The organism is Liberiplasma polymorphum (genome assembly GCF_043951795.1).
GTDB classification, from domain to species: Bacteria; Bacillota_I; Bacilli_A; order Izemoplasmatales; family Izemoplasmataceae; genus Liberiplasma; species Liberiplasma polymorphum.
Genome location: NZ_JBIOAG010000008.1, coordinates 17240 through 31823 on the forward strand (window position 1 = coordinate 17240; position 14584 = coordinate 31823).

A 14584-nucleotide genomic window follows, 5' to 3' on the forward strand; every position below is an offset into this window, starting at 1 on the left:
AAATTATCAAAAAAACACAAACAAATAAGTTTGTGTTTAAAGGGATGTTTCCTTATTTCAAGAAGCTATCTCTTTAATAATTGATAAAATAAATAACTCGATACAATAAGGATTAAACTAAAAAAGATTGTCATAAACCAATCAAATGGAAAGAAAAAATATCCCATACTATTAATGACTGCATACATTAAAAACCCATAAGCAACAAAATAGATTGGTTTAGCAAGGGTATGATTTTTTAGTAATAATACCCCAGAAGCAATTAAAACAACGGCTGTTAAGTGTTCTGCGACTAAATGCGTCGCAATTTCATGAGGCGCTGTTTCAAATTCAGGCACCATATCAAATAAAATAAAGAATGCCCACATCATAATCATAGAACTTCCAATAAAAATGTTAAAGATTGCACTAAATTTAACCCTGTTCATAAAGACCTCACACCATTATATTTTTAACAAAAATAAACATACTCTCTTCAGGGGCATCACGATAAGCAAAACGATTGACCTCACCTAACGTATACCCTTGACTTGCATAAAATTTACACGCATTCGTATTATTATTTTGTGTCTCTACTTTAATTTGTGACGCTTTAACTTCTTTTGCGAATGCATCCGCTTGATTCATTAAACGCTTTCCAATCCCTTGTGCTTTATAATCAGGATGAACGCGTAAATCCCAAACCACAATTAAATCATCTTTGCCTTCTAAACGATTACAGCCTTTTGTTTGATAAGCAAGCGCAATACCGCCTACGGGTAAATCTTTATCATACGCGATAAAAATACGCCAATTTTTAATATCAAACATTTTTTTCCATTTGCCTGGTCCTTCACCAAATGACGGGTCATGCATTTTGTTATCTCCTGTAACCTCTTCTAACAAAAATCCCCCAAGTCCCTGATTTATTACATTCACGTGATAAATCGTTTCTCTTTTAAAACGCATGGGGATTTTACTATAATCTTCCAAATCTTGATGGTTTTTTTCAATAATTTTTATCATTTTATGTTAACCTCTTATGAAATTTGACTAAAGACTTTTTATCCTAAAAATATTAATAATAAAATTAATGTAATACATAAACTTAATAGCGTTCCAATCAGATACTTTTGCGCAAACGACTTATCTTCTAACTGCTTAAACCTTGCGATAGATTTAGCCGTTATAACTAAAGCAATGGATCCATATAAATTTAATAACCCAAATAATAATATGGTTATACGTTCTAGTTTACCAATTATATCCCCATAATCTGGTTCACTACTATTTGCATCTTCTACTGGTATAAATTGCTTATTTTTTGGAAGCATCATCTCAATTAAATAAGATACCGGTTTTAAAATAATTAAAAAGACAAGCCCCACACGAACTATATAATCTAATGTGACTGTAACCCCGTTTTCAGTTAACATTGTTTCTAATCTAATCGTGTCTACAAAATAGGTTCTTAATATAAAATAGGCGATAATTAAAACAACAATATGAAATCCCTGATCAATAACAAAGCTTTGCACAGTAGAATTTTTATGGCGCTCTAATCTTATTTTAAAGTAATCAATGATTAAATGGGCTAAAAAGATATAACCAATTAATACTAAAGCATACTCTAATGGACTAATAAAGAATAAAAATATTAGAAAAGGCATTGTATACATAAAGACATGCGTAAATAGTCCTTTAAAACTTTCTTTTTTAAGCAAATTTACTCGATTACTTTGTGTATAAAAGTCCCCAATAACATGAAGTAATAATAATACATTTAAATAAATCATATTTATTCACTCCCATAAAAGTATTGCAGTAAGCTAATTCTAGCCATTAATCGTTTTCTAATAAAATCCATATTAGACCCTCTTATGATCGCCCCAATATTTTGTGGGGTAGAGCTTGTGAGTGAAACAAGGATTTCTCTTGCTTCACTTGAAATCGTTGATTCATGATTGGTTAAATCATAATCAACCGGCTCAATAGATTGCGTTAATTTCTTATAAAGCGTTTTATTAAACAATGCTTTTTGATCACTAGAAACCCTACTTCTTTCGTGATAAAACTTAACAATTTCCTCAACAAATACTAATGTATCTTTATAATAATTTACCTGCTTTGTTAACGCATTAAAATATACAGGTTCTATAAGATTTAATAAACTAAGAAGTGCCCCTCTAGATTCTGTAAGTGAAATAAATAACCCATCATTAATCAGATGATTCACCGTGTGATCAAATGCATTTTCAGAATGTACGACCATTTCGTAATCTAGTTTTTTTGCTAAATCAATGGCTTCTTTAGCAGCATGATACGCTTTTCCATCATATAAATTAGAATTATCTGATTTAAACTTTACAAGCATTTCTACATTAACCTTCCCATAACCAATCCCCGCACGAATCGTATACGGAAAGACTGCGTACTTAATAAATAAATACGTGCTATATGCAGTGGTTACATCACTAAAAAGTCCTTGAATAGAATCTCCCGCAGAAAAAGATAATGATTTGACTAACTTATTTTTACAATGCTTATTAATAAATTCTAACGCCAAATGCATGCGTGTTTGAACATCATAGCGACTCGTTTCATCTAATTCTTTTGACTTTACTAAATCAATCATTAAAACAAATAGTTTTTCCATAATATCACCTTGATTAGATTATACCATATTCTCGCATTAAAAAACAATCATTTATGATTTATTTTCATTTTAAATATCAATAATGATTGTTTTATAATAAATATTAGTTTTTAATAATGGTTTCTTTTTACCTCTTATACCAAAATAGATAATGACCCATAACAACATATTAGGAATCGCATGAACATAAAAAGCCGCAAGGGTTGAATCCATTCTTTGGGCAATAAAAGGCACTATTAGCATACTAGGAAGCATCGCTACAAAATGCCATTTTAAACATAAATGTACTAAATATGCCCACAATAAACCATTTATTTAAACACCTTTTTACTGAAAAACTAAAACTATCAACAAATATTAAGTTTGTATACTCAACAAACATTAAACACTAATCTTTATTTATTAATTAATATAAACCCAATAAAAAGTCTATTAAGATTGTTTATAGTGTAAATAGAAAGGATGATTATTATGCAAAATATATCACCGAGTTGTAAAAGTAAAAAAACTTATCATGTAGCCACATCATATGAGGTATTAAGTGATAATAAATCATTCCTTCACTCACTAAACTATCACCAAGTTAACCCTGATTTTAATGTTATTAATGTTGTAAGTCACTGCTATCAAAAAAATAAAACCCAAATCGCACTCAGTCTTGCACAAAGTTATGCAAAAGATGGTTATAAAACGTTATTCTTAGAAGCAAACTTTCGTAATCCAGTTTTTCATGAATATTTCAATTTAGATAAAGATAATGGATTAAGTAACTGGATTTTTGAAGGGACTTCGCGCATTGTAAGTTATGAAAAAAACTTAGATCTTTTAGCAAGTGGTTCATCGATGGAAAACATTCCTTCTTTCTTACTTAGTAAACCATTTAAACATCTTATTTTAAACCTAAAACAAATGTACGATAAAATTGTTATTGATACCCCATCTTTATCTGTTAACCTAGATGCATTAATCACAAGTGATTATGCTTGTGGGAATATTATTATAGATGATATAAACAATACTAGCTCATGCTAGTATATTCCTATTTAAAAGTGGATTCAACCATTGATTGTGTTTAAAAACCCCACACATTCTCAAAATGGTTGAATCCATTTTTTTATTAATTTCTCTACCCATCAACAAATGAAGCTTTATTTTTACTAGGTAAAAATGCTATGATTATGTTGAAGTGAATGGAGGAATACTATGAAATACGTAGAAGTTGTTGCAGCAGTCATTCAAAGAAAAGACGGTAAAATCTACTGTGCACAAAGAAATGGTGACGGAGAACTTGCTTTAAAATGGGAATTTCCTGGTGGTAAAATTGAACAAGGTGAAACTCATCAAGAAGCGCTAATTAGAGAAATTCAAGAAGAATTCTCAACTGACGTTATAATAAAAGATTATATTACAACTGTAAAACATCAGTACATTAACTTTCATTTAACCCTACATGCCTATTACGCAGAAGTGTCAAATGGGGATTTGGTTTTAAATGAACACGCTGACTTTAAATGGTTATTAGTAGATGAGCTTGATCAATTAGATTGGGCAGCTGCAGATATACCCGTTGTTGAACTACTCAAACGCTAACTTAGGGGGTAAGCTATGCAAAGAGAACAGTATCATGAGCCAAAGTTAATCACAAATCAGAAAGAAAGTACTTTTTATGAAGAACTTGCTTCTAGTTTAAAAACGTGCAACAGATTTTATTTTTCTGTTGCTTTTATTAATTATTCAGGACTCCAGTTACTTCTTGATTTATTTCAAGAACTTGATAACAACAGTATAAAAGGAAAAGTGATTACTTCTACTTATCTTAACTTTACAGATATTAAATCGTTACGTAAATTAACTACATTTAATCACATTGAAACAAAAATCTATATTGCGAATCGTTATAAAGGATTTCATACAAAAGGCTATATATTTGAATATGATGATTACTATAAAATCATCATCGGTTCTTCAAACATTACACAATCTGCCTTAAAAACAAATATAGAGTGGAATGTACGCTATATCACTAAACATAAACAAGATGATTTCGCATCAGAAATTATTAACGAGTTTGAAACTTTATGGGATTTAACTTCTGATATTAATGAAGACTTTTTAAATCAATATGAAAGTTTCTTATCCGATATTGAAGAGTTCGTTAAAAAAGAAAAAGAATTGTTTGAAGTTAATCTACTCATTAAAGAAAATAGTATGCAATTAAAAGCCCTAGAAAACTTAACTCATTTAAGGCAAAATAATCAAAATAAAGCCTTAGTTATTGCCGCAACCGGTACAGGTAAAACCTATTTATCTGCATTTGATGTTAAACAGTTTAATCCTAAAAAAGTTCTGTTTTTAATTCATAGAGAAGTTATATTAGATGAGGCAATGAAATCGTTTCAACGCATTCATCCTACGCGCTTAATGAGTAAATATAGCGGGTCAAATAAAGATTTAGACGGCGAGTTTGTATTTGCGATGGTTCAAACGCTTTACAGTAATGAAAACTATAAACAGTTTGATCCTGAAACGTTTGATTATATTATAGCCGATGAAGCCCATCGTTCATTTAGTCCTTCATATAAAAGTATTATTGAATACTTTAACCCTAAGTTCTTACTGGGTATGACCGCGACACCAGAAAGAACAGATGGTGGTAATATCTTTGAACTATTTAATAATAATATCGCTTTAGAAATTAGATTAAGAGATTCATTACGTGATGATTTGGTTTTACCATTTCATTATTTTGGCATCACTGATATTACTACTGATTTGGCAGAATTTGATATTTCTAGAATTGATGAAATGGCAGAAAAACTTTCAATTAAAGAAAGAGTCGATTTTGTTATAGAAAAGATGGAACATTATGGATTTTCTGGTTCTAAAAGAAAAGCATTAGGCTTTTGTGTAAACAAAGCCCATGCTGTGTTTATGGCTAATGAGTTTAATGCATTTGGTTATCCATCAGTATGCTTAACTGGAGATACTTCAGAGAAAGAAAGAAAAGATGCCATAAAACGCTTAGAAAACTTAAATGATGACCTTGAATTTATTTTTACAGTAGATATCTTTAATGAAGGCGTAGACATTCCAACAGTTAACTTAGTTTTAATGTTAAGACCGACTCAGTCTCCTATTATTTTTACACAACAATTAGGGCGTGGATTACGCAAACACTATGAAAAAGAATTTTTGACTGTGCTTGATTTTATAGGTAATCATAACAAATCATTCTTAATACCAATTGCATTATCAGGTTCTAGATATTACGATAAAGACTCTTTAAAAGTGCAACTGGCTAAAAACTTTTCTGATATCCCAGGATGTACCCATATTCAACTTGATCAAATTGCAAAAGATCAAATTCTTTCCCAGTTAGAGCGCATTAACTTTACTGATATGCGCTATCTTCAAGAAGAATACCTAGAGTTTAAAAAGAATCTTGGTGGGAACATTCCTAAACTACTTGATTATATCGGACAAGAATCTTCACCTGATCCTACTAAATTTATTCTTAAAGCTAATAGTTATATAGAGTTTATAGAAAAAGTTGAGAATACTGAGAATAATTATAGTGAAACGTTGTTAAAAGTACAACGTTCTCTTGATAAACAGCTGCCAATAAAAAGAATTAATGAGTTTGTGATTATAAAACACTTGTTTACTTATGGGACAGTTGATTATCAAACCGCTAAACAAGAAATATTAAAAATTATATCTGATGTTGATACTGCATCAATCAAACACGCTTTTAAATACCTAAGTGGTTTAATCCTTGGTGGTAATGAAACGGATCCTTTTTGGTATATAGATGGTAATGGGGTTGATTCATTAATACTAAAAGAAAAAGACTTAATAAAAAATGCATCCATTATGGATACATTAGATTATGGTATTTTAAGATATCAAGAAGAGTTTGGTAAAGATAAACTAGAGTATCCATATCTTAAAAAGTACACCTATTACAAAATGAAAGATATGGGATTCTTAACCAACTATCAAAAATCATTTGCGTCTATTCGTGGCAGCGGTGTTTGGAGAAATGGCAACCATTTCTATTTGTTTGTAGACCTTCATAAAGGTGAAGAGATTAGTGAAAGCATTAACTATAAAGATAAACTCATTTCACCATCAAAAATGCAGTGGCAAACACAAAATAAAACTTCTCAAGATTCCGAAACTGGCCAAGACCTTTTTAATAATAAAGAACGTAATATCAAACTTCATATGTTCCTAAGAAAAGCAAAACAAATAGGCAATCAAAAGCTTGATTATATGTATATAGGTGAAGTAAACAGTATAAGTTATGAAGGAAATAAACCAATTACTATTCAAATGGAAATATTCGATTCAATACCAAAACAGATATTTGATGACTTAACGTTTATATAACTCAATAAGTAATACATTATTCAATAGCCCTTTAACTAAAGTATTCTAAGAGATAATTAGTTTACTTATTTCCTCACTAAATAAATGAGGATTGCCTATATCACGAATCTTAGTAAATTCAGTTGCACCAGAAGTTGAAATGTTTATAACCCCATAGTTAAATATCCTTGCAAATATTCCGTAACGCTTTGTGCTTACAGTCGCTATTTGTTTGAGAGGAACAAAATCAGAATCTTTGTTTCCTCTTCTTTTTTTAATAACGCGCTGATTCGTTAAAACATAATAAGTTGAACTTATTAAGTAGTACTTTAAGAGGATAAAGAAAAAATAAAAAAATACTATTAGTAATGTTAAAGGTAAAAACATACGTTCAGACATAGCTACAAAAATAAAAAGTATTGATACTGCTAACCAAAAAATCATTACTTTATTAAAAACAAAGGCTAATAAACTCCATTTTGATACTTTTACTTCTAATATGACTTGTTCGTTATTTTGCATAGTAATCTCCTTATATGTAATTAATTTTTTTTCTAAACCGTTTAGTTCTTGTTATTTATTAACTGGTATATCTTTTCTGTGTTATTTTTAATATTTTGGATATTAAATACCATATTAAGTGAAAGCATAATAAAAACATGGTAAAAGATAATTCCAACTACAGCATATCCTAAGTACTTAAGTTCAGTGTGACCAAGTACTACTAATGCAATGGTTCCAAAAAATACAGTCATTTCTAAAAATACAACCATATAAAGGATTATGCTTAACCATAATGAACTAGATGGATCAAATAATACTTCTGTTATAGACTTTGAATTTTGTTTATCGTTTTTCATACTTTTCCCTCACTTTTTTTAAAAAAATATAATAATCCACTTTATATTATAAGTTTATCTAACACAATTAAACAGGGCGTATCTGTCGTGTTTTTATTAATTTATATGAATGCGTATTTTTTTTGTAGTATTTAAGGTTGTCAGGGTTTTGATTTAATGGTTAAATAGTATTATGACTAAAGGAGGGTGTATGCATGAGAAAAATTATTCACGGTTTATTAATTATTGCGGCTTTATGTCTTGTTTATTATATTATGAGTGGGATTTATATCTTTTTTGCGACAATCGTATTTATCTTAAGTGAAGGGTTTGAACGTTTTCAAGATACCGAGTATTTTGGATCGTTTTTAATCAACCAAGCAATCTATAGTATCTTGTTTTCACAAGTTGTCACTTTGTTGGTGATTTATAGAATGTATAGAAAACGTGGTTTTAATGTGATGATGCGTTTTAAAAAGATATCATTTAAACAAACGTTAATTTCAATATTACTTGGATTGGTTATGTTAGGCATGAGTACTTGGGTTGTTGAACTCCTTTATAGATTAAGTCCTAGTATCGTAGATAACTATATAGAATCTATTAGTGGTATCACCGTTAGCGCAAATTTCTTTGTGATGTTTATTATATTCGCAATTATGGCACCTATATTTGAAGAAGTATTAATGCGCGGGGTATTATTTAGAACATTTGAGCCTACCGCTTTATCGATGGGACTTATTATTATCTTAAGTGGGGTTATGTTCGGTGTATTTCATATGAACATTGTCCAAGGCTTATTCGCAGCAATTGGGGGTATCTTAATTGCTTATGCTTTTTACGCAAGTGGCTCAATTTGGGTCCCTATTATTATTCACGGGGTGAATAATTTAGTTTCAGTTACATTTGAACTTGATTTTATTGCATCCTTACTAACTGGTTATGAAGATATTTATGCTTATACATTACTACTTATAGTTATTCTTGGTTTACCCACTGGGTTAACCTTACTAAATAAAACAAGTAAGAAATTAATAAGAAATGATAAGTATGGTAGAACAGAACTAGATTTGATTCAAGAAGGTTTAATTGAAGTTGATGATGAACAGTTTGACGATTTCTTTCAAACAAGTTAAAAGACTATTAAAAACAAGCCGCTTAATTAAGCGGCTTGTATTATTTAAATATCAGCGTTAAGTGGTCTACCGCTTGCATCACGGTCGATACTTCCTGTTAAAATTAAGATGCCTTCTACAAGTCCCCAAATCCCAGCAACCATTGGACCAAATATAAAAATCCAACCAACTACTGTGAGTAATAACTGCGCAATGGCTTTACCTGTATAACCTAAATAAAAGTTATGGATACCAAATGCCCCTACAAAGATACCAAGTAAGCCAGCAGCTAATTTAGATTTAGCAAGTGGATCTCTTACTGCTTGTGGTTTCATTGGGGTTTGTGGGACACCGCAATAAACACAGATTACCGCTTCATCATCAATTTCTTTACCACATTTTCTACAATACATAATAACCTCCAAGAAATTTCGTTAACTTTATTATAGCGATTATTCCCCTAAATAACAATTACTACTTAAAAAACACAGACAATTTGTCTGTGTTTAAATTTATCTAAATGCGTGTTGAATAAAACGATACTGATCAGCGCGGTAATAAGCTTTAGCATATTCTATGGGTCTACCACTATCAAGGAAGGTATTTAATGTAATAAATAGAACCGGTGATTGTTTAGTAATCCCTAATTCTTGTGCAATAATCGTACTAGGAAGTTTCGCTTCAATTGATTGAATGGCGTATTGAAGTTTTAACTTTAATACGTGTTCTAAGTAGTGATAAAATGAGCCGTTAATCATCTCTTCAGTCACTTCTTTCATAATACGTTTAGGGACGTGTAATTCTTCATAAAGGACAGGAATGTCATCACCATAACGTACACGTTTAATGCAATAGACTTCATCACCCTTGTTGATAAATAATTTAGCCGCAACTTCATCATCTGCAGGAATGACATCTAAACTTACTAAACGATTACTTACGGTACGGTTCATGCTTTTCATCTGTTCAGTAAAACTATGTAATCCTTGAATTTTCTTTTCAATTTTTGTTGTTCCAACAAATGTCCCTTTTCCTTTATGACGATAAATATAGCCTTCATTAACTAAATTGTTTAATGCTTGTCTAACCGTCATACGAGAAATACCGTACATGTCTTTTAACTCGTTTTCACTTGGAATCATATCCCCTTGAGCTAACTCACCACGTTTAATCTTGTTTTTTAAATCATTTTCGATTACTTGGTAGATTGGTGTTTTCATTTAATTTCCCCCAAAACTTTATTTCTTATTTTTATTATACAAGATAGCACATGTTTGAACAAGTAAAATCTTCTATCCAGTGTACTAAAGCGTATTTTTTCCTAACTTGTCTATATTTTTTAAACAATAATACATTGAATAAATTAGCCGGTTATTTTATAATAGAATTAGTATAGACAAGAGAGGGTTAACAATGAAAACTTATATAACTTTTGATATCGGTGGAACCGATATAAAATACGGAATTATTAAAGAAGATTATACCTTTATTAAAAAAGCTTCAATCCCTACTAATGCTTCTATGGGCGCGAATCAAATGATTGAACGTATCATCGCGATTATTCACGAGGCAAAAACGATGTTTAATTTAAGTGGGGTTTCAATTAGTAGTGCTGGTGTGATTGATCCTATTTTAGGAAAAGTTTTGCACACAACCGGCGCAATTAAAAATTATGACTATATGCCTGTTAAAAAGATGATTGAAGAAAATACGAAATTAAGCGTTTCAATCAACAATGATGTCAACTGTTTTGCCTTATGTGAAGCGACTGTTGGGGCAGGTAAAAATGATGATAACTTTTTAACGATGACGATTGGAACGGGTATTGGTGGTGCGATTATTTTAAATAAGGCTTTAGTTTATGGGGCTAGTTTTGCGGCGGGTGAATGGGGACGTATGATTTTACCACAAGGCGTTTACGAAGAGGAAGCCTCAATTAGTGCACTGGTTAAAAAAGCACAACTTGCTTCTGAAGAAACTATCCATAACGGTAAAGATGTATTTGATTTATATGATGCAAATAATAAAGATATCTTGCCGGTTGTTGCTGCGTTTTATCAAACCCTCGCAACCGGTATAGCTAATTTAATTTATACTTTTAACCCAAAACTCATTGTCATTGGTGGGGGCATTTCTAATCGCGGGCAACGGTTTATTGATGAGTTAGATCATCAATTAAAATTAATATGTGAAAACGCATTTTACAATGAAGTAACGCTAAAACTAGCGCAGTATTCGAATGATTCAGGATTAATAGGGGCACTGGTTTATTTTAAAATGCAAGAAAGCGAGGGCTGTTAATATGAAGAAAAAAATAGTTGTACTCCCCTTAGATGAAAGACCGTGTAATTACTATTTTAATCAATGGTTAGTCAAAGAAACTGATTACTCAGTTGTTGTACCGCCTTTTAGTTTACTGGGTAAGAAAAAAACGATTGGCGATATTGAAGGCTTAGTGAAATGGTTGTTTAAAGAAAGTGCTGATGCTTACGGATTAGTCATTGCGATTGATACGTTACTTTATAGTGGGATTATTCCTTCAAGACTTCATTATGATGATGTAGATACTCTAAATCAACGATTAAACACGTTAAAAACACTAAAAGAAAAATACCCCCACTTAGTAATTTATGGGTATAACTTAATTATGCGTAACCCAAAATATTCAAGTAATGAAGAAGAACCTGATTACTATGAAACATGGGGAAGAGAGATTCATTTACACGGCGTAATTAATCATAAGCTCGCTTTAGGTATCGCAACACGTGATGAAGAAAACCAATTAAAAGAAATAGACGCGCGCTTACCTTTAGAACATTTACATGATTACTTAGACCGTAGAGCAATTAACTTAACCCTGAATAAATCTTTTTTAAAGTTGATTCAAGAAGGTGTTATTGATTTTGGTATTGTCCCACAAGATGATTCTTCGCCATATGGGTTAACTGCCGTTGATCAAAAAATTATTAGAGAAACCATTATTGATTTAGATATCGCCTTAAAAGCGTATATGTATCCTGGGGCAGATGAGGTTACTAATACACTCTTAGCACGATTAATCAATTATGATTTAAATATACATCCTAATGTATACATTAAATATACGAGTGAATTAGGGGCACAGTGCATTCCGTTATATGAAGATAGACCGGTTGGAGAAACGGTTAAATACCAAGTACTAGCCGCAGGGGGTAAAGTCGTTAGTAGTTTAAGTGAAGCCGATTTGGTCTTACTTATGAACACACCGGGTGGTAAGATGGTTGAGGCAGCTTCTTATAAAAACCGTAGTATTGAATATAATAGTTTTAGAAATTTAATTGAGGGAATTGAGTTTTCACTTGATGCCATGGCAAAAGGTAAAGGCGTTATCATTGGAGATATTGCTTATGCGAATGGTGGCGATTTTGAACTCTTAAAATTATTAAAACAAGCTTCTATCCTTTATAAAGTAGCGGGTTATGCTGGATGGAATACATCTTCTAATACTTTAGGTACGGCTATTCCTCAAGGGTTTATTTACCATATTTATGGCAATACTAAAGCGCATAAAGATTTCTTAGCGCTTCGTTATACTGAAGATATTGGGTATTGTAGTTTTGTGCGTCAAGAAGTAACCGCAGCACTCACTAAGACAAATTTATCTTACCGTGAGTTAGACGGGCCAAAAGGAAAAACCGCGCAACTAATTAAAGATAAACTTCAAACATTCGCAGATAGTGAAATCGTAGATCCAACATACAAAGTCACCATCACTGATAGTTATCAACCATGGAACCGTATGTTTGAAATTGGTCTTTTTGTGAAGTGTGAAAAAAAATGATATTAAAAACTTTTCATAGCTATAAAGATATACCTTACACACGCTATGAACGTGATGATCATACTAAAAAATCATTACTCTTCTTCTTTCATGGTTTCACCAGCAATAAAGATGAAGGCATTATGGGGCGTGGTGAAGCACTTTCAGAGTTAGGTTATTTGGTCATTGCCATAGATGCTTATGCCCATGGGGCACGTATTGATGAAGCCATTATTGGTGGGAGTGCGAGTGATAAATATAGGCATTTAATTGATATTATTATTCATACAGCACGTGATGCTAAAGATTTATTTATGAATCATTTAGTAACAACCTTTAATATAACTAATGATACTTACTATGCATTTGGTGTTTCAATGGGCGCTGCGACTGCTTTATATTTAGGCTCAATTGACACAAAACTAAAAACGATTATATCGATTGTTGGTTCGCCTTCACTTTATGCACTTTATCTTTATAAACAATCTTTATTTGGATGGGAAAACACCCCTTCATTTAAAGAAAAACTTGCGTACTATCAATCCATTGATCCGTTAATCCATTATGAAACCTTGAAAGATAAACATATCTTTTTAGGGTGTGGTAAGTTTGATGAAGTCGTACCACCTAAGTTTGCCAAAGCCTTAAGTGACACGTTAAATCAAGAAAAAACCGTATTTAAATTATACGAAGTTGGACACAGTTCCACAGAAGAAATGCTTCAAGATGCTTATAATTTTTTAGTCAAATATTAAGAGTGCACACTGCACTCTTTTTCATTTTAATTGACTAGACAAGTGAAGTTTAACATGGTAAAATAAAGTAAGTAAAATTGGAGGGTTTAAATTATGAGTTTAGCCATAAAAGTCATTCCGACTCTAGATAGTCGATCGGTAGATACAACGCAATTTGAACAGGTAAAAGTCTATGATGGTATGATTGAAAATGAAGTTGAAAAACCAGCACCTCAACGTTGTTTTGGTGGGGCTTGGTATCATAAAGTACTCAGTAGCCAAGATGCTTGGCTGGGGATTGAGGGGGTTATTACTTTAGGAGAATTCACTCCTGATAAAGACCGTTTTGATTTAGATGGTCGTGGCCGTTATATGGATAATCCTTCTGTTTATATGGGCGGAAAAGCCGATTTTGAATCCGATGCAGGCTTGGGGTTTAATACAGGGTATTTAGATAGTGATACTTCAAAACCTTTAGATGTTTATAAAAGCCCTAAAGTAGCATGGCGTCCTTTTTGGCGTTATATTTATAGTGATGCTCTAGACCATGAAGGTAACGTACTAAGACGCAACTTTAATTCTTGGAATATAAGTGATCCTAAAAACTTACAATACTACTATTTACCCGGTGATAAAATTCGTATGTCTGTTTTTAGTCCTATTAAAGATTATATGCAGTTACGCATCGAAGTGTTAGAAGTCACTACAATTCCTAAATATGTTGCGCAACGTAAAGCGTATCATTTAAAAGATGACCGTCCGAGTGATTTTCATAGTCCGATATTTCATTCAAGAGGCCAAGGCGCATCTACTCAAGCTGAGTTTAAACGTGTCAATTCAATTGATCAATACGGCAATGAAGGCAAAGTAGCCCAAATTACACATGCGAAAGTAAGTGAAGCACTTTGGCATGAAGTGTATTTATATAGAAAAATTAACGGTGACCTTGTAAAAGTCCCATTTACGTCTAAAAGACGCACAACGATGACGTGTCCTAACCCAGATGCTTTCACTGTAAATGATGAAGGCCTTGATCAAACATTGGGTGCAGAACGTGTGCAAATTCATCCAATAAACTGTAAATAAGGAGT

Annotated in this window: 17 protein-coding genes; 8 read left to right on the forward strand and 9 right to left on the reverse strand. The window is 31.8% G+C overall.

The genetic code is table 11. The features are described from left to right. Nucleotides 1–65: 65 nt before the first annotated feature. From ACHAJD_RS02935 to ACHAJD_RS02955, 5 genes are all read right to left on the reverse strand, one after another. Nucleotides 66–428: a DUF8058 family membrane protein gene (locus tag ACHAJD_RS02935; RefSeq protein WP_435584367.1), complete on the reverse strand. Its 363-nt coding sequence runs from the start codon at nt 426–428 to the stop codon at nt 66–68. A 7-nt stretch (nt 429–435) separates the two neighbouring features. Then, nucleotides 436–1005, reverse strand: coding sequence for a GNAT family N-acetyltransferase (locus tag ACHAJD_RS02940; protein WP_435584368.1), 570 nt, complete (start codon nt 1003–1005; stop codon nt 436–438). Between the two features lie 38 nt (nt 1006–1043). After that, complete coding sequence (locus ACHAJD_RS02945) at nt 1044–1775, reverse strand: DUF3307 domain-containing protein (RefSeq protein WP_435584369.1); 732 nt, start codon at nt 1773–1775, stop codon at nt 1044–1046. Between the two features lie 2 nt (nt 1776–1777). Then, nucleotides 1778–2635, reverse strand: coding sequence for a SatD family protein (locus tag ACHAJD_RS02950; RefSeq protein ID WP_435584370.1), 858 nt, complete (start codon nt 2633–2635; stop codon nt 1778–1780). A gap of 69 nt (nt 2636–2704) precedes the next feature. Further along, complete coding sequence (locus ACHAJD_RS02955) at nt 2705–2878, reverse strand: hypothetical protein (protein WP_435584371.1); 174 nt, start codon at nt 2876–2878, stop codon at nt 2705–2707. A gap of 228 nt (nt 2879–3106) precedes the next feature. On the opposite strand from ACHAJD_RS02955, the gene ACHAJD_RS02960 reads away from it, so the two are divergent. The 3 genes from ACHAJD_RS02960 to ACHAJD_RS02970 all read left to right on the forward strand — a co-directional run bounded on the left by ACHAJD_RS02960 (nt 3107) and on the right by ACHAJD_RS02970 (nt 7027). Then, nucleotides 3107–3667, forward strand: coding sequence for a P-loop NTPase family protein (locus ACHAJD_RS02960; RefSeq protein ID WP_435584372.1), 561 nt, complete (start codon nt 3107–3109; stop codon nt 3665–3667). Nucleotides 3668–3838: 171 nt separating this feature from the next. Next, the gene (locus ACHAJD_RS02965; protein ID WP_435584373.1) at nt 3839–4225 is read left to right on the forward strand and encodes a (deoxy)nucleoside triphosphate pyrophosphohydrolase; all 387 of its coding nucleotides are present in this window, start codon (nt 3839–3841) and stop codon (nt 4223–4225) included. Nucleotides 4226–4240: 15 nt separating this feature from the next. Next, a complete protein-coding gene (locus tag ACHAJD_RS02970) occupies nt 4241–7027 on the forward strand; it encodes a DUF3427 domain-containing protein (protein WP_435584374.1) in 2787 nt (928 codons plus the stop codon). 45 nt (nt 7028–7072) lie between these two features. On the opposite strand, the gene ACHAJD_RS02975 is transcribed toward ACHAJD_RS02970, so the two are convergent. Further along, on the reverse strand, nt 7073–7528 hold the full coding sequence (locus ACHAJD_RS02975) for a PH domain-containing protein (protein WP_435584375.1): 456 nt from the start codon (nt 7526–7528) through the stop codon (nt 7073–7075). Between the two features lie 41 nt (nt 7529–7569). Then, a complete protein-coding gene (locus tag ACHAJD_RS02980; RefSeq protein ID WP_435584376.1) occupies nt 7570–7866 on the reverse strand; it encodes a hypothetical protein in 297 nt (98 codons plus the stop codon). Nucleotides 7867–8060: 194 nt separating this feature from the next. Between ACHAJD_RS02980 and ACHAJD_RS02985 the strand changes: the two genes are divergently transcribed. After that, nucleotides 8061–8981: a CPBP family intramembrane glutamic endopeptidase gene (locus tag ACHAJD_RS02985; protein WP_435584377.1), complete on the forward strand. Its 921-nt coding sequence runs from the start codon at nt 8061–8063 to the stop codon at nt 8979–8981. Nucleotides 8982–9025: 44 nt separating this feature from the next. Here the strand turns inward: ACHAJD_RS02985 and ACHAJD_RS02990 are convergent, their stop codons facing one another. Beyond that, the gene (locus ACHAJD_RS02990; RefSeq protein WP_435584378.1) at nt 9026–9373 is read right to left on the reverse strand and encodes a zinc-ribbon domain and TM2 domain-containing protein; all 348 of its coding nucleotides are present in this window, start codon (nt 9371–9373) and stop codon (nt 9026–9028) included. Nucleotides 9374–9472: 99 nt separating this feature from the next. Beyond that, a complete protein-coding gene (locus ACHAJD_RS02995; RefSeq protein WP_435584379.1) occupies nt 9473–10180 on the reverse strand; it encodes a GntR family transcriptional regulator in 708 nt (235 codons plus the stop codon). Between the two features lie 193 nt (nt 10181–10373). On the opposite strand from ACHAJD_RS02995, the gene ACHAJD_RS03000 reads away from it, so the two are divergent. The 4 genes from ACHAJD_RS03000 to ACHAJD_RS03015 all read left to right on the forward strand — a co-directional run bounded on the left by ACHAJD_RS03000 (nt 10374) and on the right by ACHAJD_RS03015 (nt 14579). Next, nucleotides 10374–11261, forward strand: a complete 888-nt coding sequence (locus tag ACHAJD_RS03000; protein WP_435584380.1) for an ROK family protein — start codon at nt 10374–10376, stop codon at nt 11259–11261. A gap of 1 nt (nt 11262) precedes the next feature. Then, the gene (locus ACHAJD_RS03005; protein ID WP_435584381.1) at nt 11263–12780 is read left to right on the forward strand and encodes a DUF4127 family protein; all 1518 of its coding nucleotides are present in this window, start codon (nt 11263–11265) and stop codon (nt 12778–12780) included. Beyond that, nucleotides 12777–13514, forward strand: coding sequence for an alpha/beta hydrolase (locus ACHAJD_RS03010; RefSeq protein WP_435584382.1), 738 nt, complete (start codon nt 12777–12779; stop codon nt 13512–13514). The genes ACHAJD_RS03005 and ACHAJD_RS03010 overlap by 4 nt, the downstream gene beginning before the upstream one ends. 93 nt (nt 13515–13607) lie before the next feature. After that, nucleotides 13608–14579 carry a hypothetical protein gene (locus ACHAJD_RS03015; protein ID WP_435584383.1) on the forward strand — a complete coding sequence of 324 codons (972 nt, stop codon included), beginning with the start codon at nt 13608–13610 and terminating at the stop codon, nt 14577–14579. The last annotated feature ends 5 nt before the right edge of the window (nt 14580–14584 follow it).

Bases quoted from the DNA above. Each gene is read 5' to 3' on its own strand.
- ACHAJD_RS02935 (WP_435584367.1), bottom strand. From the start codon at position 428: ATGAACAGGGTTAAATTTAGTGCAATCTTTAACATTTTTATTGGAAGT.
- ACHAJD_RS02940 (WP_435584368.1), bottom strand. From the start codon at position 1,005: ATGATAAAAATTATTGAAAAAAACCATCAAGATTTGGAAGATTATAGT.
- ACHAJD_RS02945 (WP_435584369.1), bottom strand. From the start codon at position 1,775: ATGATTTATTTAAATGTATTATTATTACTTCATGTTATTGGGGACTTT.
- ACHAJD_RS02950 (WP_435584370.1), bottom strand. From the start codon at position 2,635: ATGGAAAAACTATTTGTTTTAATGATTGATTTAGTAAAGTCAAAAGAA.
- ACHAJD_RS02955 (WP_435584371.1), bottom strand. From the start codon at position 2,878: ATGCTAATAGTGCCTTTTATTGCCCAAAGAATGGATTCAACCCTTGCG.
- ACHAJD_RS02960 (WP_435584372.1), top strand. From the start codon at position 3,107: ATGCAAAATATATCACCGAGTTGTAAAAGTAAAAAAACTTATCATGTA.
- ACHAJD_RS02965 (WP_435584373.1), top strand. From the start codon at position 3,839: ATGAAATACGTAGAAGTTGTTGCAGCAGTCATTCAAAGAAAAGACGGT.
- ACHAJD_RS02970 (WP_435584374.1), top strand. From the start codon at position 4,241: ATGCAAAGAGAACAGTATCATGAGCCAAAGTTAATCACAAATCAGAAA.
- ACHAJD_RS02975 (WP_435584375.1), bottom strand. From the start codon at position 7,528: ATGCAAAATAACGAACAAGTCATATTAGAAGTAAAAGTATCAAAATGG.
- ACHAJD_RS02980 (WP_435584376.1), bottom strand. From the start codon at position 7,866: ATGAAAAACGATAAACAAAATTCAAAGTCTATAACAGAAGTATTATTT.
- ACHAJD_RS02985 (WP_435584377.1), top strand. From the start codon at position 8,061: ATGAGAAAAATTATTCACGGTTTATTAATTATTGCGGCTTTATGTCTT.
- ACHAJD_RS02990 (WP_435584378.1), bottom strand. From the start codon at position 9,373: ATGTATTGTAGAAAATGTGGTAAAGAAATTGATGATGAAGCGGTAATC.
- ACHAJD_RS02995 (WP_435584379.1), bottom strand. From the start codon at position 10,180: ATGAAAACACCAATCTACCAAGTAATCGAAAATGATTTAAAAAACAAG.
- ACHAJD_RS03000 (WP_435584380.1), top strand. From the start codon at position 10,374: ATGAAAACTTATATAACTTTTGATATCGGTGGAACCGATATAAAATAC.
- ACHAJD_RS03005 (WP_435584381.1), top strand. From the start codon at position 11,263: ATGAAGAAAAAAATAGTTGTACTCCCCTTAGATGAAAGACCGTGTAAT.
- ACHAJD_RS03010 (WP_435584382.1), top strand. From the start codon at position 12,777: ATGATATTAAAAACTTTTCATAGCTATAAAGATATACCTTACACACGC.
- ACHAJD_RS03015 (WP_435584383.1), top strand. From the start codon at position 13,608: ATGAGTTTAGCCATAAAAGTCATTCCGACTCTAGATAGTCGATCGGTA.